The 25,577-nt window shown below is 63.5% G+C and carries 28 protein-coding genes; 7 read left to right on the top strand and 21 right to left on the bottom strand.

Going from position 1 to position 25,577, the window contains the following annotated elements; all coding sequences use genetic code 11:
• Positions 1-450 precede the first annotated feature (450 nt).
• A complete protein-coding gene (locus ACK59L_RS17840; protein WP_409275105.1) occupies positions 451-876 on the bottom strand; it encodes a helix-turn-helix domain-containing protein in 426 nt (141 codons plus the stop codon).
• An 80-nt stretch (positions 877-956) separates the two neighbouring features.
• On the opposite strand from ACK59L_RS17840, the gene ACK59L_RS17835 reads away from it, so the two are divergent.
• Positions 957-1,436, top strand: a complete 480-nt coding sequence (locus ACK59L_RS17835; protein ID WP_058638561.1) for a DUF2938 domain-containing protein — start codon at positions 957-959, stop codon at positions 1,434-1,436.
• Positions 1,437-1,439: 3 nt separating this feature from the next.
• Here the strand turns inward: ACK59L_RS17835 and ACK59L_RS17830 are convergent, their stop codons facing one another.
• On the bottom strand, positions 1,440-2,198 hold the full coding sequence (locus ACK59L_RS17830) for a substrate-binding periplasmic protein (protein WP_409275103.1): 759 nt from the start codon (positions 2,196-2,198) through the stop codon (positions 1,440-1,442).
• A gap of 119 nt (positions 2,199-2,317) precedes the next feature.
• Between ACK59L_RS17830 and dnaX the strand changes: the two genes are divergently transcribed.
• The 3 genes from dnaX (at position 2,318) to recR (ending at position 5,493) form a co-directional block, all read left to right on the top strand.
• The gene (dnaX, locus tag ACK59L_RS17825; RefSeq protein ID WP_409275101.1) at positions 2,318-4,366 is read left to right on the top strand and encodes a DNA polymerase III subunit gamma/tau; all 2,049 of its coding nucleotides are present in this window, start codon (positions 2,318-2,320) and stop codon (positions 4,364-4,366) included.
• Positions 4,367-4,429: 63 nt separating this feature from the next.
• Positions 4,430-4,765, top strand: a complete 336-nt coding sequence (locus tag ACK59L_RS17820) for a YbaB/EbfC family nucleoid-associated protein (protein ID WP_023535908.1) — start codon at positions 4,430-4,432, stop codon at positions 4,763-4,765.
• Positions 4,766-4,890: 125 nt separating this feature from the next.
• Positions 4,891-5,493, top strand: a complete 603-nt coding sequence (gene recR / locus ACK59L_RS17815; protein WP_023535938.1) for a recombination mediator RecR — start codon at positions 4,891-4,893, stop codon at positions 5,491-5,493.
• Positions 5,494-5,585: 92 nt separating this feature from the next.
• On the opposite strand, the gene ACK59L_RS17810 is transcribed toward recR, so the two are convergent.
• The 16 genes from ACK59L_RS17810 to ccoN (ACK59L_RS17735) all read right to left on the bottom strand — a co-directional run bounded on the left by ACK59L_RS17810 (position 5,586) and on the right by ccoN (ACK59L_RS17735) (position 21,085).
• Entirely contained in the window at positions 5,586-6,134 is a 549-nt protein-coding gene (locus tag ACK59L_RS17810) for an adenine phosphoribosyltransferase (protein WP_023535921.1), read from the bottom strand.
• A gap of 54 nt (positions 6,135-6,188) precedes the next feature.
• Positions 6,189-6,923 carry a Crp/Fnr family transcriptional regulator FnrA gene (gene fnrA / locus ACK59L_RS17805; protein ID WP_027916015.1) on the bottom strand — a complete coding sequence of 245 codons (735 nt, stop codon included), beginning with the start codon at positions 6,921-6,923 and terminating at the stop codon, positions 6,189-6,191.
• Positions 6,924-7,101: 178 nt separating this feature from the next.
• Positions 7,102-8,484 carry an oxygen-independent coproporphyrinogen III oxidase gene (hemN, locus tag ACK59L_RS17800; protein WP_182140676.1) on the bottom strand — a complete coding sequence of 461 codons (1,383 nt, stop codon included), beginning with the start codon at positions 8,482-8,484 and terminating at the stop codon, positions 7,102-7,104.
• A 175-nt stretch (positions 8,485-8,659) separates the two neighbouring features.
• Entirely contained in the window at positions 8,660-9,343 is a 684-nt protein-coding gene (locus ACK59L_RS17795; protein ID WP_409275097.1) for a sulfite exporter TauE/SafE family protein, read from the bottom strand.
• Positions 9,336-9,548 (bottom strand): cbb3-type cytochrome oxidase assembly protein CcoS, encoded by a 213-nt coding sequence (gene ccoS / locus ACK59L_RS17790; protein WP_409275095.1) that lies wholly within the window; start codon positions 9,546-9,548, stop codon positions 9,336-9,338. Before ccoS ends, ACK59L_RS17795 begins: the two co-directional genes overlap by 8 nt.
• Complete coding sequence (locus ACK59L_RS17785; RefSeq protein ID WP_409275093.1) at positions 9,530-12,001, bottom strand: heavy metal translocating P-type ATPase; 2,472 nt, start codon at positions 11,999-12,001, stop codon at positions 9,530-9,532. Before ACK59L_RS17785 ends, ccoS begins: the two co-directional genes overlap by 19 nt.
• Before the next feature lie 37 nt (positions 12,002-12,038).
• A complete protein-coding gene (locus tag ACK59L_RS17780) occupies positions 12,039-12,563 on the bottom strand; it encodes a FixH family protein (protein ID WP_058604812.1) in 525 nt (174 codons plus the stop codon).
• Between the two features lie 14 nt (positions 12,564-12,577).
• The gene (gene ccoG, locus ACK59L_RS17775) at positions 12,578-13,993 is read right to left on the bottom strand and encodes a cytochrome c oxidase accessory protein CcoG (protein ID WP_409275091.1); all 1,416 of its coding nucleotides are present in this window, start codon (positions 13,991-13,993) and stop codon (positions 12,578-12,580) included.
• Between the two features lie 298 nt (positions 13,994-14,291).
• Positions 14,292-15,272, bottom strand: a complete 981-nt coding sequence (gene ccoP / locus ACK59L_RS17770; RefSeq protein WP_144967029.1) for a cytochrome-c oxidase, cbb3-type subunit III — start codon at positions 15,270-15,272, stop codon at positions 14,292-14,294.
• A complete protein-coding gene (locus tag ACK59L_RS17765; protein WP_058604841.1) occupies positions 15,269-15,466 on the bottom strand; it encodes a CcoQ/FixQ family Cbb3-type cytochrome c oxidase assembly chaperone in 198 nt (65 codons plus the stop codon). The genes ccoP (ACK59L_RS17770) and ACK59L_RS17765 overlap by 4 nt, the downstream gene beginning before the upstream one ends.
• 5 nt (positions 15,467-15,471) lie before the next feature.
• Positions 15,472-16,080: a cytochrome-c oxidase, cbb3-type subunit II gene (gene ccoO / locus ACK59L_RS17760; RefSeq protein ID WP_023535925.1), complete on the bottom strand. Its 609-nt coding sequence runs from the start codon at positions 16,078-16,080 to the stop codon at positions 15,472-15,474.
• On the bottom strand, positions 16,080-17,522 hold the full coding sequence (ccoN, locus tag ACK59L_RS17755; protein ID WP_058604815.1) for a cytochrome-c oxidase, cbb3-type subunit I: 1,443 nt from the start codon (positions 17,520-17,522) through the stop codon (positions 16,080-16,082). Before ccoN (ACK59L_RS17755) ends, ccoO (ACK59L_RS17760) begins: the two co-directional genes overlap by 1 nt.
• A 369-nt stretch (positions 17,523-17,891) precedes the next feature.
• Positions 17,892-18,833 carry a cytochrome-c oxidase, cbb3-type subunit III gene (ccoP, locus tag ACK59L_RS17750; RefSeq protein ID WP_409275087.1) on the bottom strand — a complete coding sequence of 314 codons (942 nt, stop codon included), beginning with the start codon at positions 18,831-18,833 and terminating at the stop codon, positions 17,892-17,894.
• The gene (locus tag ACK59L_RS17745) at positions 18,830-19,033 is read right to left on the bottom strand and encodes a cbb3-type cytochrome c oxidase subunit 3 (RefSeq protein ID WP_144967027.1); all 204 of its coding nucleotides are present in this window, start codon (positions 19,031-19,033) and stop codon (positions 18,830-18,832) included. Before ACK59L_RS17745 ends, ccoP (ACK59L_RS17750) begins: the two co-directional genes overlap by 4 nt.
• Positions 19,034-19,038: 5 nt before the next feature.
• Positions 19,039-19,647, bottom strand: a complete 609-nt coding sequence (ccoO, locus tag ACK59L_RS17740; protein WP_058604818.1) for a cytochrome-c oxidase, cbb3-type subunit II — start codon at positions 19,645-19,647, stop codon at positions 19,039-19,041.
• A gap of 13 nt (positions 19,648-19,660) precedes the next feature.
• Entirely contained in the window at positions 19,661-21,085 is a 1,425-nt protein-coding gene (ccoN, locus tag ACK59L_RS17735; protein ID WP_058604819.1) for a cytochrome-c oxidase, cbb3-type subunit I, read from the bottom strand.
• Positions 21,086-21,134: 49 nt separating this feature from the next.
• Between ccoN (ACK59L_RS17735) and ACK59L_RS17730 the strand changes: the two genes are divergently transcribed.
• Positions 21,135-21,830 (top strand): alpha/beta fold hydrolase, encoded by a 696-nt coding sequence (locus ACK59L_RS17730; RefSeq protein ID WP_409275084.1) that lies wholly within the window; start codon positions 21,135-21,137, stop codon positions 21,828-21,830.
• A 71-nt stretch (positions 21,831-21,901) separates the two neighbouring features.
• On the opposite strand, the gene ACK59L_RS17725 is transcribed toward ACK59L_RS17730, so the two are convergent.
• Both ACK59L_RS17725 and ACK59L_RS17720 read right to left on the bottom strand, forming a co-directional pair.
• The gene (locus tag ACK59L_RS17725) at positions 21,902-22,186 is read right to left on the bottom strand and encodes a pyrimidine/purine nucleoside phosphorylase (protein ID WP_058604821.1); all 285 of its coding nucleotides are present in this window, start codon (positions 22,184-22,186) and stop codon (positions 21,902-21,904) included.
• A 90-nt stretch (positions 22,187-22,276) separates the two neighbouring features.
• Positions 22,277-22,822: an exonuclease domain-containing protein gene (locus ACK59L_RS17720; RefSeq protein WP_409275082.1), complete on the bottom strand. Its 546-nt coding sequence runs from the start codon at positions 22,820-22,822 to the stop codon at positions 22,277-22,279.
• A gap of 170 nt (positions 22,823-22,992) precedes the next feature.
• Between ACK59L_RS17720 and ACK59L_RS17715 the strand changes: the two genes are divergently transcribed.
• Positions 22,993-23,793 (top strand): substrate-binding periplasmic protein, encoded by an 801-nt coding sequence (locus ACK59L_RS17715; protein ID WP_409275080.1) that lies wholly within the window; start codon positions 22,993-22,995, stop codon positions 23,791-23,793.
• A gap of 85 nt (positions 23,794-23,878) precedes the next feature.
• On the top strand, positions 23,879-24,892 hold the full coding sequence (locus ACK59L_RS17710; RefSeq protein ID WP_409275078.1) for a GNAT family N-acetyltransferase: 1,014 nt from the start codon (positions 23,879-23,881) through the stop codon (positions 24,890-24,892).
• A 166-nt stretch (positions 24,893-25,058) separates the two neighbouring features.
• Here the strand turns inward: ACK59L_RS17710 and ACK59L_RS17705 are convergent.
• The coding region (locus ACK59L_RS17705) for an RNA polymerase factor sigma-70 (RefSeq protein WP_409275076.1) at positions 25,059-25,577 on the bottom strand (519 nt) is incomplete at its 5' end.

Below are 25,577 nucleotides of genomic sequence, written 5' to 3'. Positions count from 1 at the left end.
GCCAATAACTTCTGATTTGTCACTCACCTACAGCGAATATCGCCTGTGAGCCGGGACGGGATTATCAGGTGCAGATGGTTCAGTTTCGAATCATCTGGAGGGCAGTTGCCAGCAATTTTGCTGCGAACTAGTCCAGTGTGGTTCAGTGCTTAATGCTACTGGCTGGCCCACTACGAATCGCACCGTACGATTTCAGAATATCTAAGACAGCAAAAAGCCGCCTAAAGGCGGCTACGTGCGAAGTCTTTCAATCGCTGAGGCGATGGCATCCTAGTTGGCATCAAGTGCCTGTAAGCACGTCATGGTGCTTTCGTGGGCATTTACAGACCCACGCTGCTTGATTCATGTGCTTACTTTTTCGATGGCTGCCCTCAAGGCAGTCTGGTTCATCTGCAGCAGCTCTAGGCGTTGGCTGTAGCAGCGGCCATATCATCCCATAGGGGGCACTCGTTATAGGGCAGGTACCACAGCGTTCAAACGGCGCACTACATTCGGATGTGCTGATCGTGCTGAGGCCACTGCCATCAACCGGCGAAACCGCGGGCAGGCCAGGTGATCGTCCGCAGGGCACTCAGCCGCATGGCGTAAGCCCTTGCTCATGGCCTGCAATGTCTTGATCTGGCTGTCTAGCTCATCGGCCTTGGCCAGCAGCTGTGCCCGGTCGACCTTCATGTCCACCAGCAGGGTGCTGATTTCGTCCAGCGAAAAACCGGCCGCCTGGCCCAGCGCTATCAATGCGAGCCTTTGCGCCACGTCAGCCGAAAACTGCCGGCGTTGGCCGGGCTCGCCACGCGCCGTGAGCAGTCCCTTCTTCTGGTAATAACGCAGCGTTGAAGACGGCACGCCCGTGCGCCTCGCCACATCGGCAATGTCCATGTACAAGCCCTTGACTTGAAGTTGACTTTAACTTGCATGCTGACCGGCGTATCCGACAACGTCAAATCAGAGGGAGCGTCATGGGCATCAGCGAACAGTGGATTGCAGCAATAGGCATCGGCGTCGGGGCTACACTGGTCATGGACGGCTGGTCGGCGGTCTCCAGGCGCCTGGGCGTTAGCACGCTCGATTACGCCTTGGTGGGTCGCTGGGCGGGGCATGCACTGCGAGGGCGCTGGCGCCACCAGGCAATCCGTCAGGCCCCGCCCATCAAGCATGAGCGGATCTTGGGCTGGACGCTGCACTACGTCATTGGCGTGGCGTTTGCGATGCTGCTGGTCATCACGGCGGGCACCCCCTGGCTGAGCGCCCCGACCCTGTGGCCGGCATTGGCCGTGGGCGCAGGTACGGTACTGGCGCCGCTGTGCCTGATGCAGCCTGCCATGGGCATGGGCTTTTTTGCTTCACGCACGCCCAGCCCCTGGCGCGCGCGGTTCAAGAGTCTGGTGAACCACCTGGTATTCGGTATCGGGATGTACGTGACGGCCTTGGCGCTGTAGGCGTCAGGTGCCCGTCCCGGCGGGTTGGGGCTCTTCGGTGCTGCCGTAGCGTTGCGGCATGCGCTCCATCTCCCCGCTCTGCTTGAGGCGCACCAATGCGCGCAGAAGCGCTTGGGCGGGGATGTCAGGGTCGTTGCGTACCAGGCAGCCCAGGTCCTGTTCGTCCAGCACCGCCAGTGGCTGCAGTTGCGCATGGCGCTGCTGGTTGAACCACCGCAGTGACAGTTGGTTGCTGACGGCATACCGGTACCGTCCCGCTTGCAGCTTCTGCAGGGCCAGCTCCTGGCTGCGGCTATCCTCCCGGTAGAGGCGGTGTGCCGCCAGCAGGGGTTCAAGCGTGGTGTAGGTGTAGCCCAGGACGGTGCCGATGGGCTGGGGTGACAACCGTTGCGGCGAAATCGGGCCGCCTTCGCCTATGCGGCCTACCAGCACATCGCGCTGGTGAATCAGCGGCACGCTCCAGATGAAGTCCTTCGGCCGCGCCATCAGCCACTGATCGCTGACATAGCAACGTACATCGATATCACCCTGGTTCATCGCCTCCTCGAGGCGCATTCGAGCCATCACATGATATTCGGCGCGCGCGCCGGCTTGCGCAGCGGCTGCCTGCATCACATCGAACAACAGGCCCTCGACCGGCTGGCCGTTCTCGATGCGAATCAGTGGCATGCTCCAGCTCTCGGCCACCGAAAAACGCAGTACTGGCTGTTCAGCCAGGCTGTGCGCCGACCAGAAAAGAAGCAACGTCAGCAGGGTCCGCACCGCAGGTCCTCCATGATCCGCTGTCCATCGTCGCGCCCGGCCAGTCAGGCAGTGCAATTTTGCCCCCGCTCCGCTAGCATTAGCGATCTTCCGCTCGATCAGGCTACGATGGTTTTTCGATGAGTTATCAGGTTCTTGCACGTAAATGGCGTCCGCGCTCGTTTCGCGAAATGGTCGGCCAGGCCCATGTGCTCAAGGCCTTGATCAACGCGCTGGACAACCAGCGCCTGCACCATGCCTACCTGTTCACCGGCACGCGCGGTGTAGGCAAGACTACCATCGCGCGCATCATCGCCAAATGCCTGAACTGCGAAACCGGCATTACCTCCACGCCCTGCGGTACCTGCTCGGTCTGCCGGGAAATCGATGAAGGGCGTTTCGTCGACCTGATCGAGATCGACGCCGCCAGCCGTACCAAGGTCGAGGATACCCGCGAGCTGCTGGACAATGTCCAGTACGCGCCGAGCCGTGGTCGCTTCAAGGTCTACCTGATCGACGAAGTGCACATGCTCTCGACCCATTCCTTCAACGCGTTGCTCAAGACGCTGGAAGAACCACCGCCCTACGTCAAGTTCATCCTCGCCACCACCGACCCGCAGAAACTGCCGGCTACCATTCTGTCGCGCTGCCTTCAGTTCTCCTTGAAGAACATGAGCCCGGAGCGTGTGGTCGAGCACCTGAGCCACGTTCTCGAGGCCGAGAACGTGCCGTTCGAAGCCGATGCGCTGTGGTTGCTCGGCCGTGCGGCCGACGGCTCGATGCGCGATGCCATGAGCCTGACCGACCAGGCCATCGCCTTCGGTGAAGGCAAGGTGCTGGCCGCCGATGTGCGCGCCATGCTCGGCAGCCTGGACCATGGCCAGGTATACGGGGTGCTGCAGGCATTGCTCGAAGGGGATGCACGCGCACTGCTCGAAGCCGTGCGCAACCTGGCCGAGCAGGGCCCTGACTGGGCCGGGGTGCTGGCCGAAATGCTCAACGTGCTGCACCGTGTGGCCATTGCCCAAGCCTTGCCCGAGGCGGTGGACAACGGCCAGGGTGACCGGGAGCGCGTGCTGGCCCTGGCTGCTGCCTTGCCGGCCGAAGACGTACAGTTCTATTACCAGATGGGCCTGATAGGGCGGCGTGACCTGCCCTTGGCGCCCGACCCACGTGGTGGCTTCGAAATGGTACTGCTGCGCATGCTGGCGTTCCGCCCGGCCGATGCGGACGGGGCCCCGAGGCCGGTGCTAAAGCCAGTGGGGATCAGCCAGGCCACAGCTGATTCCGTCGAGCCGGTGGCGCCCCCGGCAGCGGTTGCCCAACCGGTAAGCGAACCGGTTGCGTCGGCGCCGTCAGCGCCCGTGATCGAGGTGCCTGCGCCAGCAACGGCCGACCATGAACCCGAAGCTGAGCGTGACCGCGAACTCGAGGCGGAAATCACCGCCATCTCGGTGCCTGAGCCCATTGCGCCGGTTGTCGATCTGCCATGGGAAGAGCCTGCCGCACCGGCCGTGCCGGAGCCCCAGCCGGCTCCAGCTCCCGCTGCTGCAAAACCTGCGCCTGCCCAACAGGCGCCAGCCCACGATGACGTGCCCCCGTTCGATCCAGGTGCGTACGCGTCGGTGGGCATGGACCGCGACGATGAGCCGCCGCTCGACGAAGACTACTACGCTGGCGAAAGCGATCCGGTGGGCTTCAGCTACCTCGACGAGCTGGCCGAGCACGTCCAGGAGCAGCCCCAGGTCGCCGCCGAGCCACTGCCCGCTGCCAAGCCGGCGACCGGGCTGGCCTTGCAATGGCTGGAATTGTTCCCGCAGTTGCCTGTCTCTGGTATGACGGGCAACATCGCGGCCAACTGCACGTTGATCGCCGCCGACGGTGATGACTGGCTCCTGCACCTGGACCCGGGGCAAGGCGCGTTGTTCAACGCCACCCAGCAAAGGCGCCTGAACGAGGCGCTCAACCAGCACCTGGGGCGTTCGTTGAACCTGCGCATCGAGCTGATCCGGCCCGAACAGGAGACGCCAGCCCAGGCCGCGGCTCGCAAGCGCCTTGAACGCCAGCATGAAGCCGAGGCGTCGATCGAGCACGACCCGCTGATCCAGCAGATGATCAAGCTGTTTGGCGCCAAGGTGCGGCACGATACTATTGAGCCTGTAGAGGCCCTGGCCAGTCAGGGCCAGTAACGGATAACCATGCGGCCAGCCTAGTGCCAGGCCGCATCACATGACCCAATCGAGGTATTCCCCATGATGAAAGGTGGCATGGCCGGCCTGATGAAGCAGGCCCAGCAGATGCAGGAAAAGATGCAGAAAATGCAGGAAGAGCTGGCCAACGCAGAAGTCACCGGCCAGTCCGGCGGTGGTCTGGTCAGCGTGGTGATGACCGGCCGCCACGACGTCAAGCGCGTGAGCATCGACCAGAGCCTGATGTCGACCGAAGAAGACGACAAGGAAGTGCTCGAAGACCTGATCGCTGCAGCCCTGAACGATGCCGTGCGCAAGATCGAACAGAGCAGCCAGGAAAAGATGGGCGGCATGACCGCTGGCATGCAACTGCCGCCAGGCTTCAAGATGCCGTTCTGAGCATTTGCGCGCCGACGAACCGTCGCTGGTAACAGCGACGGTTTTTTTATGGCCGCCGTGCCGATTTGACGCCACTCCCCATGGTGGGTATAAACCGCCTCTTAATGACTTGTCAGGCGTTTCCCATGAGCTTCAGTCCTCTCATCCGCCAGCTGATCGACGGCTTGCGCATTCTGCCCGGCGTTGGCCAGAAAACGGCACAGCGCATGGCCCTGCAATTGCTGGAGCGTGACCGCAGCGGGGGGCTGCGGCTCGCCCAGGCGCTGACCCAGGCCATGGAAGGGGTAGGACATTGCCGTCAATGCCGCACCCTGACCGAACAGGACCTCTGCCCCCAGTGCGCCGACCCACGGCGTGACGACACGCAACTGTGCGTGGTCGAAGGCCCGACGGATGTCTATGCCGTCGAGCAGGCTGGCTATCGCGGGCGCTATTTCGTGCTCAAGGGGCATCTGTCGCCGCTCGACGGACTGGGCCCGGAGGCGATCGGCATTCCCCAGCTGATGGCACGCATCCAGGAGCAGGGCACCTTCACCGAAGTCATTCTTGCCACCAACCCCACGGTGGAAGGCGAAGCCACGGCCCACTACATTGCCCAGTTGCTGGCTGAAAAGGGTCTGGTCGCCTCGCGTATCGCCCATGGCGTGCCCTTGGGCGGCGAGCTGGAGTTGGTGGACGGCGGCACGCTGGCCCATGCCTTTGCAGGGCGTCGTCCTATTTCGCTCTGAGGCAGCGATCAGGTTCGACTGGCAGTGCCGTGACATAGGGGTTCCAGCGGCGAAGCTGATCCCACACCCCATCGCCGCCCATCCGTCCTCCCTCAGCGCTCGCTGAGGGAAAACTCGGTCAGGCAGAAGGTCGGTACGCCCGCCGCCTGCAAGCGGCGCGAGCCGTCCAGTTCGGGGAGGTCGATGATGGCTGCCGCTTCGAACACCTGCGCACCCGTACGGCGCACCAGGTTGGCGGCGGCCAGGAGCGTACCGCCGGTGGCGATCAGGTCGTCGAAGATCAGTACCGAGTCGCCCTCGCACAGGCTGTCGGCATGCACTTCCAGGAAGGCTTCGCCGTACTCGGTCTGGTACCCCTCGCTGAGCACGTCAGCGGGCAGCTTGCCTTGCTTGCGGAACAGGATCAGGGGTTTGTTCAACTGGTGGGCGATGATCGAGCCGATCAGAAAACCACGCGCGTCCATGGCGCCGATGTGGCTGAACTCGGCCTCGACATAGCGCTCGATGAACTGATCGGCCACATAGCGCAGCCCGCGCGGCGACTGGAACAGTGGGGTGATGTCGCGGAAGATCACGCCCGGCTTGGGGAAGTCCACTACCGGACGGATCAGGGCTTTGAGGTCGAAGGCGTCGCTGTGCATTGTTGCAGGTATCCTGGGAAAACGAATGGCCCAGTATACCTGCTAATGCAGCCCTCAGGCCTCCATTGCCCCACCGGCCAGCGCGCAAAGCTGGATCGGGTCGAGGATATGCACTTCCTTGCCTTCGGCGCGCAGCAGGCCATTCTGCTGGAAGCGGGTGAACACGCGCGACACGGTTTCCACCGCCAGACCCAGGTAGTTGCCCATCTCGTTGCGCGACATGCTCAGGCGGAACTGGTTGGCCGAATAACCACGGGCGCGAAAGCGCGCCGACAGGTTGACCAGGAACGTCGCGATGCGCTCATCGGCGGTCTTCTTCGACAGCAGCAGCATCATCTGCTGATCGTCGCGAATTTCGCGGCTCATCACGCGCATCAGCTGGCGACGCAGCTGCGGCAACTGCACCGACAGCTCATCCAGGCGCTCGAACGGAATCTCGCAAACGGATGTGGTTTCCTGGGCCTGGGCCGACACCGGGTATGCCTCGGTGTCCATGCCGGACAGGCCCACCAGCTCGCTGGGCAGGTGGAAACCGGTGATCTGCTCTTCGCCGCTGTCGCTCAGGCTGAACGTTTTCAGGGCGCCGGAGCGTACGGCATAGACCGAGCCAAAATTATCCCCCTGGCGGAACAGGAACTCGCCTTTCTTGAGAGGGCGACCTCGCTTGACGATTTCGTCCAGTGCGTCCATGTCTTCCAGGTTGAGTGAAAGGGGCAGGCACAGGGGGGCCAGGCTGCAATCCTTGCAATGGGCCTGGCTGTGTGGGCGCAGTTTGACTGGCTCGGACATTTGACTCGATCCTTGTGGGAAAGCACACATAAGTCGTAAGGGTAACCCACGACATAGGGTGTAGGCCAGTGGCCGCGACCAGCAGGATGACCTGTCAGACCCGCCAGCGCATTGCCCGATCGCCTGTGTGCCAAGAGCCACATGGCCGGAGCGTGGTGAGTGCGGCCAAATGTCTCGCTCAGATCACACGGGAGAACCGTTGGCGATTGTGCATGGCCAGGTAGGCATCGAAGACCATGCACACCGCGCGGGCCAGCAGTCGCCCAGCCGGCAGGATCCGAATGCCCTTGTCGTCCAGGCGAATCAGGCCGTCGCGCTGCAAGGTCAGAAGCTCCGGCCACAGGTCGTTGAAATAGCCACGAAAATCGATGGCGAATGCTTGTTCGATCGGCTCGAAGTCCAGCTCGAAGTGGCAGATCAGCTGCTGGATGACCGCCCGGCGCAGGCGGTCGTCGGGGGTGCACAGCAGGCCACGCTGGGTGGCGAGCTGGGCGTTGGACAGGCTGTCCTGGTAGGTGGCGAGGTCGCTGCTGTTCTGGCAGTACAGATCGCCGATCTGGCTGATCGCCGACACGCCCAGGCCGATCAGGTCGCAGTGCCCATGGGTGGTGTAGCCCTGGAAGTTACGCTGGAGCGTGCCTTCCTCCTGGGCGACGGCCAGTTCGTCATCGGGCAGGGCGAAGTGGTCCATGCCGATGTAGCGGTAGCCGGCAGCGGTCAGTTGCTCGATGGTGGCGTGCAGCATGTCCAGCTTGGCCGCTGCACTGGGCAGCTCCCCGGCTTCGATGCGCCGTTGCGGCATGAACCGTTCAGGCAGGTGGGCGTAGTTGAAGACCGACAGGCGATCGGGCTGCAGGCGGATCACTTCCTCAACGGTGCGGGCGAACCCTTCAGGCGTCTGGCGCGGCAGTCCGTAGATCAGGTCCAGGTTCACCGAGCGGAACTGCAGGGTGCGAGCCGCCTCGATCAAGGTCCGCGTCTGCTCCAGGCTCTGCAGGCGGTTGACGGCGCGTTGCACGGCCGGGTCCAGGTCCTGCACGCCGAGGCTGACGCGATTGAAGCCCAGCTCACGCAGCAGGCCCATGGTCGACCAGTCCGCCTCGCGCGGGTCGATTTCGATGCCATAGTCGCCGGAATCGTCATCGAGCAGGCTGAAGTGCTGGCGCAGCGTGGCCATCAGTTGACGCAGCTCTACGTGGCTCAGGAAGGTTGGGGTGCCGCCGCCAAAGTGCAGCTGCTCCACACGTTGCCTGCTGTCCATGTGGCAAGCCACCAGCTGGATTTCCTGTTCCAGGCGTTGCAGGTAGGGGGCAGCGCGTGCCCGGTCCTTGGTGATGACCTTGTTGCATGCGCAGTAGTAGCAGATGTTGGCGCAGAACGGCACATGCACGTACAGCGACAACGGACGCACGGCCCGCCGGCTTTCGCGCAGGGCGTGCAGCAGGTCGAACGAGCCCACTTCGCTGTGCAGTTGCACGGCGGTTGGGTAGGAGGTGTAGCGTGGCCCGGCCAGATCGTAGCGGCGGATCAGGTCGGTGTCCCAACGTAGGTCGTCGAGCATGAGGGCGGTCCCCGGAAAGAGCAGCAATGTTCCGGAGTCTAGGGATGTCTGTAGGAATCTGTGTTGATTTGTATCAAGCGCTAAACGGCCTGAGGGCGCTGCGTCTAGCTCAGGCGATGCGCGGTCGTCACGGCTGGTTAGTGGCCATAAGCCATATGCTGCGCCACCTGGCGCTTCAGTGGCCCATCAGCCAGTGTTGATGAGGCCCAGGCAGTGTCCACAGGCCGAATAGCACCACGAGCATGCCACCGGCCACCCGCACGCTGCGTCGTCTCAACACCCTGTTTACCCGCCCGGCCGCCAACCCGGTGACCAGCAGCACGGGCCAGGTCCCCAGCCCGAATGCCGCCATCAGGGCTGCGCTGTGCAAGGCGTTCCCCTGGCTCGCAGCCCACAACAAGGTGCTGTACACCAACCCGCACGGCAGCCACCCCCACAAGGCACCCAGCAGCAATGCACGAGGCAGGCTAGAGACCGGAAGCAGGCGCGACGCCACCGGCTGGATGTGCCGCCACAGCCCGCGACCCATGGCCTCGATGCGGGTCAGTCCGCCCCACCAACCGGCCAGGTACAGTCCCATGGCGATCAGCAGCAAGGCGGCCACGGTGCGCAAAACCAGCACTGCAGGGCTGTTGGCCACCGCCCAGCCCGCCACACCGAGCGTCAGGCCCGCGACGGTATAGCTGAGCACACGCCCGACGTTGTAAGCCACCAGCAGCCGCAGGCGACGGCCGCGCTGGGCCGGGGGAATGGCCAGGGTCAGGGCGCCCATCAGGCCGCCGCACATGCCCAGGCAGTGACCCCCTCCGAGCAGGCCGAGAACCAGCGCCGAGCCCAGCAAGGGCAGCAGGTCAGCCACGCGTCGGGCGCTCGGGATGGGAATCAGGCGTTTGTTCGGGCGTGACGGCGGCCTGGTGACGGGGATCCTGATCGTCGAAGAGGATGCTGTGAGCGGGGCTTTCGAGGTCGTCGTACTGACCGCTGTCCACCGCCCAGAAGAAGATGTAGACGGCCACGCCGACCAGCAGCAGCGCTGCGGGGATCATCACATAGAGGGCGGGCATGGCAGGTTCCTCGCAGGGGTAGGTGCTGACGCGGCCAGGGCAGGCGCAGCAGCAGGCATACGGGTCAGGCGCAGGGCATTGAGCACCACCACCAGTGAACTGACCGACATGCCGACCGCTGCCCACACCGGGGTGATCCAGCCAAGGGCCGCGAACGGCAGCATCAGGCCATTGTACAGGCTGGCCCACAGCAGGTTCTCGATGATGATGCGCCGAGTGCGCCGCGCCAGCGAGACCGTCTGCACCAGCGCCTGGAGCCGGTTGGAAAGCAGCACCGCGTCGGCGCAGGTCTTGGCCAGGTCAGTGGCGCTGCCCATGGCGATGCTGATGTCTGCCGCTGCCAGCACCGGCACGTCATTGACCCCGTCTCCCAGCATCAGCACCTTGTGCCCGGCCTGTTGCAGGGCCTTGAGCCGCGCCAGCTTGTCATCGGGCCTGAGGCCGCCAGCGGCCTCGTCGATGCCCAGTTGCGCGGCCACCTCGCCGACCATCGGCGAGCTGTCTCCGGACAACAGCACCGTACGCCAGCCAAAGGCCTTGCAGGCGGCGAGCAGGGCAGGGGCATCTTCGCGCAGGCGATCGTCCAGCTCGAACCAGGCCAGCGGACCGCGGCGGTCGCCCAGCAGCAGCCACTGCCCCCGTGGCTCGGGTATCGCCGGCGGCGGTGTGCCGCTCAAAGCGCAGACGAAGCTCGCCTGGCCTATGCGCAGGCGTTGGCCTTCAACCTCGCCCTCAAGGCCCAGACCGGGCACGGCCAGCACACCATCGGCCGGCGTGGCCACCTGACCGAAGGCCCGTGCGATGGGATGCTCGGAGCGGTTTTCCAGGGCTGCGGCCCAGGCCAGGCAGGTGTCGGCCGTTGCACGGCCCAGCGGCCTGATGCTGCGCAAGGTCAGGCGCCCTTCGGTCAACGTGCCGGTCTTGTCGAAAATCACCGTGTCGATCTGGTTCAGGCCCTCCAGCACATGACCGCGTGTGACCAGCAGGCCCAGCTTGTGCAACGTGCCTGTCGCCGCGGTCAGCGCGGTCGGGGTGGCCAGCGACAGCGCGCAGGGGCAGGTCGCGACCAGCATGGCCAGGACGATCCAGAACGCCCGCTGCGGCTCCACTTGCCACCACCACACGCCAATCGCGACGGCCGCCAGCAGTGAACACAACAGGAACACCTGGGAGGCGCGGTCGGCGATCTGGGCCAGGCGCGGCTTTTCGGTCTGGGCGCGTTCCAGCAAGCGCACGATGGCGGACAACCGCGAATCCTGGCCCACGGCTTGCACCTGCACATGCAGGGCACTTTCCACGTTCAGCGTGCCACCTGTGACCCGATCACCCACCTGGCGAGGTTGGGGCAGGTATTCGCCGGTCAGCAGCGATTCATCGACACTCGAGCGCCCTTGCACGATGCGCCCGTCAGCCGGGATCACCGACCCTGGCAACACCTGCACGCTGTCCCCGCAGCGCAGTTCACTGAGCAGGATGCGCTCGCTGCGGCCCTGGGCGTCGACACGCAGGCAGGATGCCGGCAACAGGTTGACCAGCTGCGCCGTCGCGGCGGCCGTGCGTTCGCGGGCGCGCCGTTCCAGGTAGCGTCCGGTCAGGAGAAACAGGGCGAACATGCCGACCGTGTCGAAATACAGCTCGCCGCTGCCGGTCACCGCCGTCCAGATCCCGGCACCGAACGCCAGGGCAATAGCCAGCGAGACGGACAGGTCCATGGTCAGGTGGCGGGTGCGCAGATCACGCGCCGCGCCCTTGAAAAAGGGCGCGCAGCTGTAGAAAACGATGGGAGTGGTGAGGAACAAGGCCACCCAGCGCAGGATGGTGTGCAGCTCGGCGGACAGGTCCATGTTGAATTCCGGCCACGTGGCCATGGTTGCCATCATCGCCTGGAACCACAGCAATCCGGCCACCCCCAGCCTGCGCAACGCACTGCGGTTTTCCCGGCTCAACTGCTCGGCCGCCTGGTCCGGCTGATAGGGGTAGGCGGCGTAGCCAATCCGGCGCAGCGCCGCCAGCACCTGCGACAGCGGCAATTGCCGATCGTCCCAGCTCAGCAGCAGCCGATGATTGGACAGGTTCAGGCGCGCTTCGGCCACCCCCGGCAGGTTGCGCAGGTGCTTGTCGATCAGCCAGCCGCAGGCCGCGCAACTGACGCCTTCGACCAACAGCGTGGCTTCGGCCAGCTCGCCCTCGTGCCGCACGAATCGCTGCTGCACATCGCTGCGGTCGTATAGCGCCAACTCATCTTGCAACTGCCGAGGCAGGGCTTGCGGGTTGGCGCTGTTGTCGCTGCGGTGCTGGTAGTAGTGCTCAAGGCCCCCGGCCACGATCGACTCGGCCACCGCCTGGCAGCCGGGGCAGCAGAAGGCCCGGGGCTGCCCCAGAACCACGGCGGTGAACGCGCGACCGGCGGGGACGGGCAGTGCGCAGTGGTAGCAGGGGGTGGGTTGGGTCATCGCATCATTGCCTTGCACAGGTCGACCGCGAGCACGATCACAGGTGTTGAGCGCCTTGCAGCGCCTCGTCACCCAGCTCCAGGGTCACGCCATGCTCAACCTTCTCTTCTTCGAACAGGCGCCACACCTGATCGCCTTCGCTGCCCAGCAGCTCGACGAAGCGGCGGCCATCGACCTTGTCTTCCAGCTGGCCGACATAGCGCCCCTGTTCGACACGGCTGAGCAGCACCCGGCGGTCCATGGCCGGTTGGGTGGGGGAGATAAGGTTCAGCTCAAGCTTCTGCGGGTCGCTGCTGCCGGTCAGGCGCACGTCTACTTCACCGGTCAGGTCGTCCAGGTGAACGCTGGCCTTGAGCGCCAGTTGCTGGGCCAGCAGCTCCCTGTCCAGGGAGCGGTTGATGCCCTTGCCGGCCTCGTAGTAGTTGTCGTTCACCAGGTTGTCCGGGTTGCGCACGGCGATGCTGACCATGGTCAGGCTCAGGCACACCGAGGTGGTCAGGATGCCGATGATGATCCAGGGCCAGAGGTGCTTGTACCAGGGGCTGGCGGCGGTGGCAGGCATGGTGTTCATCCTTCTTAGCGAATCTGCGGGCCGATGAAACGGCTCTTGGCTTCAACCTGGGCGTCGCCGTCATCGGCGCTCTTGAGGATGAAGGTGATTTCGTTGGTGGTCGAGGGCAGTTTTTCCGGGGCCACCGACAGTTGCACGGGCAGGCTGACGATGTCGCCAGCGGCCACGCGGATTTCCCGTAAGCCATCAAGCATCAAGTCGGGCAGGCCGGTGGCATCGAGCACGTAGACGTGGTCGCGCTGGTCCTTGTTCATGACCTTGAGGCTATACACGTTTTCGATGCGCCCCTGCGCATTCTCCCGGTACAGGACGCGGTCCTTGCTCACATCCAGGCCTACCAGCGAACGGGTGGCAAAGGCGCTGGCCAGGGCGATGATCATGACCAGCAGCACCACGGCATAGCCGATCAGGCGAGGGCGCAGCAGGTGGGTCTTCTGTCCGGACAGGTTGTGCTCGGTGGTATAGCTGATCAGCCCTTTGGGGTAGTGCATCTTGTCCATGATGCTGTCGCAGGCGTCGATGCACGCGGCGCAGCCGATGCACTCGATCTGCAGGCCATCGCGGATGTCGATGCCCGTGGGGCATACCTGCACGCACAGGGTGCAGTCGACGCAATCGCCCAGGCCCTTGGCCTTGTAGTCCACGTCTTTTTTGCGCGGCCCCCGGGTCTCGCCTCGGCGCGGGTCGTAGGACACGATCAGCGTGTCCTTGTCGAACATCACGCTCTGAAAGCGCGCGTAGGGGCACATGTACACGCACACCTGCTCACGCAGCCAGCCGGCGTTGCCATAGGTGGCCAGGGTGAAGAAACCGACCCAGAAGTAGGCCCAGCCGTCTGCCTGGCCCGTGAAGAACTCGACCACCAGTTCGCGGATGGGGGCGAAATAGCCGACGAAGGTCATGCCGGTGACGAAGCCGATCAGCAGCCACAGGCTGTGCTTGGCGAACTTGCGGGCGAACTTGTTGGCGCTCATGGGCGCCTTGTCCAGCTTTATTCGCTGGTTGCGATCACCTTCGGTGACCTTCTCGCACCACATGTAGATCCACGTCCACACACTCTGCGGGCAGGTATAGCCGCACCAGACCCGGCCTGCGAACACGGTGATGAAGAACAGGCCAAAGGCCGCCACGATCAGAATGCCCGACAGCAGGATGAAGTCCTGGGGCCAGATGGTTGCGCCGAAAATGTAGAACTTGCGTTCCGGCAGGTTCCACCACACCGCCTGATGCCCGCCCCAGTTCAGCCAGACGGTACCGAAATACAGCAAGAACAAGACCGCACCACCCACCATGCGCAGGCGTCTGAACAGGCCGGTGAAGGCACGGGTGTAGATTTTTTCGCGCGAGGCGTAGAGGTCAACGGAATCCTTTCCTGTGTTGGCAGGCGGGGTTACATCATGTACCGGAATATGCTTGCTCATCATCATGTCCCACGGCAGTGGAGAAATGCCGCGGCCAGTACATGCCGGCCGCAGTCTCGCGCAATCTGCTAGCGCTGCGCGGCCATGATACGCCCCTGGCAGACGTTCAGACCGAGGTGCGACCTTTGGCCGCATTGGGTTGATCTTGTGAAACGTGATATGGGAAGTGTCAATTGATCCAGGTCAGGCGGTGACGCATTTGTTGCCTGCCTGTTGAACAATCCGGTTGCGCAGAGGGTCAGCGCAACCGGGTCACGAACCCGGTTGCTGGGTTCACGCCTCGCCTGGCAAAACCCCCTCACTCGCTTTTATCGCCTGCCTCTGGCGTGTGCGACAGGCTGTATACGTAAGCGGCCAGCAGATGCACCCGGTCGTTGCCCTGCAACTGCGCCTGGGCCGGCATCTGCCCCTGGCGGCCGTAGCGGATGGTCTGCTGCAACTGGGCAAAGCTCGACCCGTAGATGAACGCCTGCGGGTGCGTCAGGTTCGGTGCGCCCATGGCCGGGGTGCCCTTGCCCTCCGGCCCGTGGCAGGCCACGCAGCTGCTGGCGAAGATCGCCTTGCCCTTGGCTGGGTCGGCATTGATGCCCTCCGGCAGGCGGCGACCGTCCAGGTTGGTGAGCACGAAGGCGGCCACATCGGCCACGCCCTGTTCGCCCAGCACCTCGGCCCACGCCGGCATGACCCCGTGGCGCCCGTTCATGATCGAGGCCTTGATGGTTTCCGGCTCGCCGCCCCAGCGCCAGTCATTGTCGGTCAGATTGGGAAAACCATAGGCACCCTTGGCATCGGAGCCGTGGCAGACCGAGCAGTTGGAGGCGAACAGGCGACCGCCCATCTTCAGGGCCTGCGGGTCCTTGGCCACCTCTTCGATGGGCATGGCTGCGAACTTGGCGAAGATCGGCCCGAACCGGGCGTCGGCCTTGGCCATTTCCTTCTCCCATTCGTGCACACCGCTCCAGCCGGCCTGACCGTCCGAGAACTCGGCCTGCTTGTCGTTATCCAGGTACGCATAGCCGGGCAGGATGCCTTTCCAGTTGCCCAGGCCCGGGTACAAGGCCAGGTAGCCCAGGGCGAAGAAGATAGTGCCGACGAACAGCCAGAACCACCACTTGGGCAGCGGGTTGTCGTACTCCTCGATGCCGTCGAACGCATGGCCGACGGTCTCGCTGGTGGTTTCCTCGCGCTGGCCCTTGCGGGTGGACAGCAGCAGCCAGGTCAGGGCGAAGATGGTGCCCAGGGTCAGAACGGTGACGTACACACTCCAGAACGTTGTCATGGTTTCTTGCTCCTGGATGCCTTTTCTTGTGCGTGCTCGACGTGTTGGCGGGCCTGGGGGTCATCGGCAAAGGGGAGTTGGGTCGCTTCGTCGAAGTCTTTCTTGCGCCGCGGGCTGAATACCCACAGGGCCAGGCCGATGAAGGCCACCAGCACCACCACGGTGCCCAGGCCGCGAATCATTCCAATATCCATCGCCGTCACCGTTTGCTTTTGATGAGGGTGCCAAGGCCTTGCAGGTACGCCACCAGGGCGTCCATTTCGGTCTTGCCCTTGACCGCATCCCGGGCGCCGGCGATGTCGGCATCGGTGTAGGGCACCCCGAGCGTGCGCAGTACCTGGAGCTTGCGCGCCGTGTCCTTGCCATCGAGGGTGTTTTCCACCAGCCACGGGTAGGCCGGCATTTTCGACTCCGGCACCACGTTGCGCGGGTTGTACAGGTGGGCGCGGTGCCAGTCATCGGAGTAGCGCCCACCGACCCGGGCCAAGTCCGGGCCGGTGCGCTTCGAGCCCCACAGGAACGGGTGGTCCCAGACGCTTTCGCCGGCGACCGAGTAATGGCCGTAGCGCTCGGTTTCTGCCCGGAACGGGCGGATCATCTGCGAATGACAACCCACGCACCCTTCGCGGATGTAGATGTCCCGGCCTTCGAGCTCCAGTGCGGTGCGCGGCTTCATGCCTTCGACCGGCTGGTTGGTCACGTCCTGGAAGAACAAGGGAACGATCTGGGTGAGCCCGCCAATGCTGACGGCGATCACCATGAAGAAGGCCAGCAGGCCGATGTTCTTCTCTACGGCTTCGTGCTTCATCAGTGCGCTCCCACGACAGCAATCTTGGCGGCTTCTTCAGCCTGAATCGGGTTGGCCGCGCGCACGGTGCGCCAGACGTTGTAGGCCATCAGCAGCATGCCGCTGGCGAAGAACGCGCCGCCCAGCGCGCGAACGATGTAGCCCGGATGGCTGGCCTGCAAGGCTTCGACGAACGAGTAGGTGAGGGTGCCGTCGTCGTTGATGGCGCGCCACATCAGGCCCTGGGTAATGCCATTGACCCACATCGAGGCGATGTACAACACGGTGCCGATGGTCGCCAGCCAGAAGTGAGCATTGATCAGGCCGATGCTGTGCATCTGCTCACGCCCGTACAGGCGCGGGATCATGTGGTACACGGCGCCGATGGAGATCATCGCGACCCAGCCCAAGGCCCCGGCATGCACATGGCCGATGGTCCAGTCGGTGTAGTGCGACAGCGAGTTCACGGTCTTGATGGCCATCATCGGCCCTTCGAAGGTGGACATGCCGTAGAAGGCCAGTGACACCACCAGAAAGCGCAGGATCGGGTCGGTGCGCAGTTTGTGCCAGGCTCCGGAGAGGGTCATCATGCCGTTGATCATGCCGCCCCAGCTTGGGGCCAGCAGGATGATCGACATCACCATGCCCAGCGACTGCGCCCAGTCCGGCAGGGCGGTGTAGTGCAAGTGGTGCGGGCCTGCCCAGATGTACAGGGTGATCAGCGCCCAGAAATGCACGATGGACAGGCGGTACGAATAGATCGGCCTCTCGGCCTGCTTGGGCACGAAGTAGTACATCATGCCCAGGAACCCCGTGGTCAGGAAGAAGCCGACGGCGTTGTGGCCGTACCACCACTGGATCATGGCATCGGTCGCGCCCGAATAGGCCGAATACGACTTGAACAGGCTGACCGGCAACGAGATGTGGTTGACGATGTGCAGCATCGCGGTGACCACGATGAACGCCCCATAGAACCAGTTGCCGACATAGATGTGCTTGGTCTTGCGCTTGACGATGGTGCCGAAGAACACCGCGCCGTAGGCCACCCAGACAATGGTCAGCAGGATCGCCAGCGGCCATTCCAGTTCGGCGTATTCCTTGGTGGTGGTGTAGCCCATGGGCAGCGTGACCAAGGCCCCGGCGATCACGGCCTGCCAACCCCAGAAGGTGAAGGCCGCCAGGCGATCGGAGATCAGCCTGGCCTGGCAGGTGCGCTGCACCACGTAGTAGCTGGTGCCGAACAATGCACAGCCACCGAAGGCGAAGATCACCAGGTTGGTGTGCAGCGGGCGCAGGCGGCCGAAGCTGGTCCAGGGCAGGTCCAGGTTGAGCTGCGGCCACACGAGCTGCGAGGCGATGAAGACGCCCAGGCCCATGCCGATGATCCCCCACACCACCGTCATGATGGCGAACTGGCGGACGACCTTGTAGTTATAAGCAGTCGAACTGATTGCAGTGCTCATTCTAAGGTTCCACGGTTTTATGTTCTTGTTGGTCGAAATCGGCATAAGTATCGGAAACCCCCTGGGTTACCGCAACGCAACTTTGGTACGCCGACCCGTGTCCAGCCCTGTTCGACAATGGCACGCAGTGAACGGGGGATGCCATGGATTGTACACAAATAAATATTTGTAATGTGTACCGTTTCTCGGTTTTTTCTGATCGAACGGTCAGGCTTTTTTCGGGCGCCCCCAAAGTTGGCGACAGGGCACCGGGAGGGCGTGTTTTGAGTGAGGTGGGGTGTCGCAAACCGGCTGAGGTGCTGGAGGCGCACAAATGAAAAGCGCCGCTAATGCGGCGCTGTAGGGCGGGGCAGGAAGATGAAGAGCGCGTTACTTGACCGTTACGCCTTGGCCTGCATCGCCCTGCGAGAGGCTGTAGACGTAGGCCGCCAGCAGGTGCACCTTGTCATTGCCCTGGATCTCGGCTTGCGCAGGCATCTGGCCCTGGCGACCATAACGAATGGTCTGTTGCAGCTGGGCGAAGCTCGATCCATAGATGAAGGCCTGCGGGTGGGTCAGGTCCGGCGCACCCATGGCAGGGGTGCCCTTGCCCTCAGGTCCGTGGCAGGCCACGCAGTTGCTCGCGAACAGCTCCTTGCCCTTGACCGGGTCGGCCTTGACGCCTTCGGGCAGCTTGCGCCCATCGAGGTTGGTCAGCACGAACGCTGCCACATCCGATACGCCCTGTTCACCGATCACCTCGGCCCAGGCCGGCATCACGCCGTGACGGCCGTTCATGATCGACGCCTTGATCGTTTCAGGCTCACCGCCCCAGCGCCAGTCGTTGTCGGTCAGGTTGGGAAAGCCATAGGCGCCCTTGGCATCGGACCCGTGGCAAACCGAGCAGTTGGAGGCGAACAGGCGGCTGCCCATCTTCAATGCCTGCGGATCCTTGGCCACTTCTTCCACGGGCATGGCGGCGTACTTGGCGAAGATCGGGCCGAACTTGGCGTCGGCCTTGTCCATCTCCTTCTGCCATTCGTTGACACCGGTCCAGCCATCCTCGTAGCCCGGCAGGATGCCTTTCCAGTTGCCAAGGCCCGGATACAGCACAAGGTAGCCTGCGCTAAAGACCAGGGTGCCGACGAACAACCAGAACCACCACTTGGGCAGCGGATTGTCGTATTCCTCGATGCCATCGAAGCTGTGCCCCATGGTCTGGTCGGTCGTGCTGTTGCTCTGGCCCTTGCGGGTGCCGAGCAACAGCCAGGTCAGGCCGATCAGGCTGCCGATGGTCAGTACGCTGATGTAGGTACTCCAGAAGGCGGTCATTGTGCTTTGCTCCTCGCAGCTGCACGGGTTTCAGGTGCCTGCTCGACAGAAGGCAGGCGGTCGTCGTCGAAGGGCAGCAGGCGCGCTTCGGCGAAGTCCCGGTCGCGGCGCCGGTTGAATACCCACAGGCTCAAGCCGATGAAGGCGATCAACACCACCAGGGTGCCCAGGCCGCGGATCATGCCGATGTCCATTTCCATCGCATTCACCTCTTGTTCTTGATCGAGGTGCCCAGCACCTGCAGGTAGGCAACCAGAGCATCCATCTCGGTCTTGTTCTTGACCGCCTCGCGCGCGCCGGCAATGTCTTCGTCGGTGTAGGGCACGCCCAGGGTGCGCAGCACGCGCATCTTGGTGTCGGTGTGGCTGTTGTCGACCTGGTCGGCCACCAGCCACGGATACGACGGCATCTTCGACTCCGGTACCACGTTGCGCGGGTTGTACAGGTGCGCCCGGTGCCAGTCGTCCGAATAGCGCCCGCCGACCCGCGCCAGGTCTGGCCCGGTGCGCTTGGAGCCCCACAGGAACGGGTGGTCCCACACGCTTTCACCGGCAACCGAATAATGGCCATAGCGCTCGGTCTCGGCGCGGAACGGGCGGATCATCTGCGAGTGGCAGCCCACGCAGCCTTCGCGGATGTAGATGTCACGGCCTTCGAGTTGCAGCGCGGTGTAGGGCTTCATGCCCTCGACCGGCGTATTGGCTACGTCCTGGAAGAACAACGGGACGATCTGGGTAAGGCCGCCGATGCTGACGGCGAAGACCATCAGCAAGGCCAGCAGGCCGACGTTTTTCTCGATGACTTCATGTTTCATCAGGCAGGTCTCCTCAAGCCAGCTGGGCGTTCGCAGGGACGGTATCCAGCGCTGGCGAACGCACCGTGCGCCAGGTGTTCCAGGCCATCAGGAACATGCCGCTGAGGAAGATCGCGCCACCGACGAAGCGCACGACGAAGCCTGGGTGGCTGGCCACCAGGGTTTCGACGAACGAGTAGGTGAGCGTGCCGTCGCTGTTGACAGCGCGCCACATCAGGCCCTGGGCGATGCCGTTGACCCACATCGAAGCGATGTAGAGCACGGTGCCGATGGTGGCCAGCCAGAAGTGCGCGTTGATCAGCCCGATGCTGTACATGCGCTCTTTGCCGAAGACCTTGGGGATGGTGTGGTACAGGGCGCCGATGGAGATCATCGCTACCCAGCCCAGGGCGCCAGCATGCACGTGGCCGATGGTCCAGTCGGTATAGTGGGACAGGGCGTTGACAGTCTTGATGGCCATCATCGGGCCTTCGAAGGTGGACATCCCGTAGAACGCCAGCGACACCACCAAGAAGCGCAGGATGGGGTCGCTGCGCAGTTTGTGCCAGGCGCCGGACAGGGTCATCATGCCGTTGATCATGCCGCCCCAGCTTGGGGCCAGCAGCACCAGCGACATCACCATGCCCAGCGATTGGGCCCAGTCGGGCAGGGCGGTGTAGTGCAGGTGATGAGGGCCTGCCCAGATGTACAGGGTGATCAGCGCCCAGAAGTGCACGATCGACAGGCGATAGGAGTACACCGGGCGTTCGGCTTGTTTGGGCACGTAGTAGTACATCATGCCCAGGAAGCCTGCGGTCAGGAAGAAGCCCACGGCGTTGTGGCCGTACCACCACTGCACCATGGCATCGGTGGCCCCGGCGTAGACCGAGTAGGACTTGGTCAGGCTGACAGGCAGCTCCAGGTTGTTGACGATGTGCAGCATCGCCACGGTCAGGATGAAACCGCCGAAGAACCAGTTGCCCACATAGATGTGCTTGGTGTTGCGTTTCATCAGGGTGCCGAAGAACACCACGGCATACGCCACCCACACGATGGTGATCAGGATATCGATCGGCCATTCCAGTTCGGCGTATTCCTTGGAGCTGGTGTAACCCAGCGGCAGGCTGATGGCAGCCAGCAGAATCACCAGTTGCCAGCCCCAGAAGGTGAACGCGGCCAGGCGTGGCGCGAACAGGGTGGTCTGGCAGGTGCGTTGCACCGAATAATAGGAGGTGGCGAACAGCGCACAGCCGCCAAACGCGAAAATCACCGCATTGGTATGCAGTGGGCGCAGGCGGCCGAAGCTGGTCCAGGGAAGATCGAGGTTCAGGAAAGGCCAGGCAAGCTGGGCGGCGATGAAGACGCCGAGCCCCATCCCGACGATTCCCCACACCACCGTCATGATGGCGAATTGGCGGACCACCTTGTAGTTATAGGCGGTACTGCTGGTTGTGTTCATGTATGGGTTCCCATCCACGGTTATTGGCAGGCTATAGAGCGAGGCAAGCATGAGTAATGGGCAAAATGCCTGCATTGACGGGGATCAATGGGCCAAGGTCGGAAATGTCCCAGGCTTGCGCTGCACACCTGAACACGGGGTGTACGGTGAGCCGTATCGGACCTGCCTGATCCTTGCCCATGGCGCCGGGGCGCCGATGGACAGCGGGTTCATGGAGCAGATGGCGCAAAGGCTTGCAGCCCGTGGCGTAGCCGTGGTGCGCTTCGAGTTCCCGTACATGGCCCAGCGTCGGCACGGCGGCAGCAAAAGGCCACCCAATCCGCAGCCTGCCTTGCTGCAATGCTGGCGCGAGGTGTATCAACAGGTGCGACCATGGGTCGCGGGCAAATTGGCGATCGGCGGCAAGTCGATGGGCGGGCGCATGGCCAGCCTGGTGGCCGACGAGCTGGGAGCCGATGCACTGGTGTGCCTGGGCTATCCGTTCTATGCAGCAGGCAAGCCGGAAAAGCCACGGGTCGAACACCTGGCCGGGTTGCAGACCCCGACCTTGGTCGTACAGGGTGAGCGCGATGCCTTGGGCAATCGGGAGGCGGTCGAGCGGTACACCTTGTCACCTGCGATCGAGGTGCAGTGGCTGGCGACGGGCGATCATGACCTAAAGCCCCTGAAGGCCTCCGGGTTCAGTCACGAACAGCACCTGCAGGCAGCGGCCGACAAGGTGGCGCGCTTTCTGAATGGGCAATGACGATGCGCGGTGAGCGGGCCCGCGTTCATCGAGGGTGGCGGCCGAGTGAAGGTACTCGGCCTGCGGCAGGCTTAGTCGCGGTACTCGCAGAGGTAGGCCGTTTCGACCTTGACTTGCAGCTGGAACTTGCTGTCGGCCGGCACGTTGAACTGGGTACCAGCAGCGAAGGTTTCCCAGGCGTCGCTGCCTGGCAGCTTCACGATCAGCGCGCCCGAGACCACGTGCATGATTTCACGCTTGGCCGTGCCGAACTCGTATTCACCAGGGGCCATCACACCGACGGTGGCCGGGCCTTCTTCGCCAGTGAAAGCGATCGACTTGACGGTGCCGTTGAAGTACTCGTTGACCTTGAACATGGGCGACTCCAGTAACAGAAGAGGGCAAAAAGGCTGGCCAGTATGCCCAAGGCCACTGGCGCCGTCATCCGCTTTGAAAGGCGCCGCCCGTCAACCGCTCGGCAGGCTCAACGGCAGCAGGCGCGCGGTGTTGCGCGCGTCTTCCAAGGCCCGGTGCTGTTGGCCGCAAAAGTGCATGCCGGCCATGTGCAGGGCACTGTTGAGCCCGGTGGGACGCTGCAGGTGACGGGCCTTGGCAAAACGCTGCTTGAGGTTGATGTGCGGCAGAGCCCGCAGCACGCTGTCCAGGCCATGTTGCCGCCATTCCTGGAGCAATTGCACACGGTCGTAGTCGCCCCAGCTCACCCAGGCCTTCAACTGCGCCTGATGGTGCGCCAGCCACCGTTCGAAACTGGGCCAGACCTCGGTAAAGGGGGCGGCCGAGTCCACGTTCGCCTGGCTGATGTGGGTCAGCTCGCGGCAGAACGGCGTCAGCTGAGGCCGCCTGCGTGGCCGCACGAAACGCTGAAAATGGTCGACCTCGCGGCCTTCGCCAGTCACCAGGCTCGCGCCGATTTCAATCACTTCCATGTCCGCGATCGGCCATCCGCCGTCGTCTGTCGTCGCTTCCAGGTCGATCACCAACCAATGGCCCATGTCAGGCTCCCTTCCAAATCTTGCTTGAGCGTAGCCAAAGTCCTGCCACCCGACACCCCTGGCATTTTGCCGCCTGCTTTGGCATAAAGAGCGCGGCCCGGCGGTTGTGCCGGGTCCGGAAAGCGCCTAGCGTAAGCGGATTCCGTTCTTGCATGTGATGAGTGTTCGTTTTGACCCTAGCGCCCGGCCTCAAGGTCCTGTCCGCACTGTTTATTTCTGCCGCCTGCTGGCTGGCGCCGTCGGCACGGGCCGTGGAGCGGGTGGAGGTCAGGGTTGGGGCTGCTCATTTTCCGCCGTACACCGTGCGTCCCGAGCAAGGTGCGGGCACTGGCCTGCTGGCGCAGTTGATCGACGCGCTGAACCTGTCGCAACCCCGTTATCGCTTTGTGCTGGTGCCCACCTCGGTGCAACGACGCTTTGGCGACCTGCTGCAAGGCCGCACCGACATGGCGGTGTTCGAGAACCCGCAATGGGGTTGGGCGCAGGTGCCGCACGAGGTGGTGGACATGGGCCTTGAAGATGCCGAAGTGTTCGTGGGGCGTACCAGCAGCCTGGCCGACCCGCACTATGTGGATGACCTGCAGGGCAAGCGCCTGGCCATGTTCAACGGCTACCACTATGCCTTTGCAGGGTTCAATCCCGACCCCACCTACCTGCGCAAAGCCTTCAACGCTACCTTGACCTACTCCCACGACAGCAACCTGCTGATGGTGCAGGCCGGTCGCGCCGACATCGCGCTGGTGACGCGCTCGTACCTCACCGACTTTCTGGCCCGTAACCCTTCCAGTCAGGGCCGGCTGGCGGCATCGGGGCGTATCGATCAGGTCTACCACCACTATGCCGTGCTGCGTGCAGGTGGGCCGTTGTCAGCCACTGCTTTCACCGGGTTGCTGCAGGCGCTGCGCGAGAAGGGCGAGCTGGCGCGCATTTTCGAACCCTATGGCATCACGGTCACTGCCGGGCGCCCGTAGCCCCGTCAACGGCAGCGGCTAAATCCGGGGGAGCTGGCATCGTCTTGCAGAGTGAGCCTTCCTTTCACGTCACCGAGTATCGCCCATGCCCTCAGATGCCGCCTTGCAGACAACCCACACGCCACGCTGGCGCAGCCTGAGCGCCGAGCAGCGCGACGGTTTGCTGTGCCTGTCGCTCGAAGCTCGACCCTTGATCACCTTGCGTGTGCACACCCACGGCACTCCAGTGGTGCAGGTGGAATACGTCTGCTCGCAGCGGCCCTACCAGGCGCTGTGGGCGGCGTGCTACTGGCTGTTGTCCCAGCACGTCACCTGCCAGACGTTGACCTGGCAGCTGCATGAACTGCCCACCCAGGCGTTGGCCTCTGGCTTGTTGGTGCGCGGCGAGCAACCGGGGCAGTACTTGTGCGAGCGGGCTTTGTTCTGGCAGTTGCCTCAGCCGTGGCTGGGTGATGCGCAGGCCGCGGTGTACCCGCAACAGATGCGCATCACCGCTGGTAAACGACACCCGCTGCGAGCGCCCAAGCCCCGAGGCGAAGTGTACCGGCGCTTCGATGCGCGGCTTGGCAGTTGGGTATCGCTGCGCACCCTGGACATCGAGCACGACCTTGAGCGCTTCAACCGCTGGCAGAACGAGCCGCGGGTAGAGGCGTTCTGGCAGGAAGGGGGTAGCCTGGCGCAGCACCGCGAGTACCTGGCCAAGCTCGAAGCGGACCCCCATACCCTCACGCTGATCGGCTGCTTCGATGATCAGCCGTTTGCCTACTTCGAGGCCTATTGGGCCAAGGAAGACCGCATCGCCCCGTTCTACCAGGCCGACGATTATGACCGTGGCATCCACATGCTGGTGGGCGAACAACAGCACCGCGGCCCCCATAAGGTCGCCAGTTGGCTCTGCGCGCTGGTGCACTACCTGTTCCTGGACGACCCGCGCACCCAGCGCGTTGTCGCCGAGCCGCGTGCCGATAATGCGCGGATGATCGGCTACATGCAGGACCAGTGCTTTCACTGCGACAAGGAATTCGACTTCCCGCACAAGCGGGCGGCGCTGATGATTCTGGGGCGGGAGCGGTTTTTTGATCGTTGTGCTTTGATTTGAGAGGGTACTGAAGGGGATCAGACGATCGCCTTCAGGACAATCCTCAACGTCAGTGAATTGACGGATGGGCACTGCCTGTCCGTGGCCACGCCGGTCCGGCCCATCGGGGCCGGTCCGGCGCCCCGGCAATGCCGCACCGAGTCATCCAATCACCTTCCCGCCGTTCCTACCGCGTCATCTTCCGGCAATGCACCATCGCATCGCGAATCATGAAGTTGACCAGGGTAGGGGAGACGCCCAGCTCCTTGGCGATGTCTTTCTGCGGCACACCATGCAGGCGGTACATTTCGAATGCATAACGCGTGCGTGGCGGCAGGTCGTTCAGCGCGCGGGCGATGTCGTCCAGGGCCGCAAGGTTGATGTGGGTGGCTTCGGGCGAGGCGTTCTGCAGGACGACGTTCAGCCCTTCTTCCTCGCTGCCGGCGTATTTCAACTCCATCGCCTGCTTGCGGTAATGGTCGATGGCCAGATTGCGCACGATCTGGAACAGATAGCTCAGCTGCGCCTTGAACGAACTGGTGATCTGCGGAGCGCTGCCGAGCCTGAAGAAGGCATCCTGCACCACATCTTCGGCCCGCGAGCGGCAGCCGGTGATGCGAGCGGCAATCTTGAGCAAGATGCTGCGGTTTTCTACGAAAGCTTGGAGCAGTGGTGAATCGCACTTACTTGTGGACAGTTGTTCCGC

The organism is Pseudomonas sp. KCJK9111 (genome assembly GCF_046231935.1).
GTDB lineage: Bacteria > Pseudomonadota > Gammaproteobacteria > Pseudomonadales > Pseudomonadaceae > Aquipseudomonas > Aquipseudomonas parafulva_B.
The sequence above is the reverse complement of the archived record's forward strand: the minus strand, read 5'-3'. Positions and strand labels throughout refer to the sequence as shown.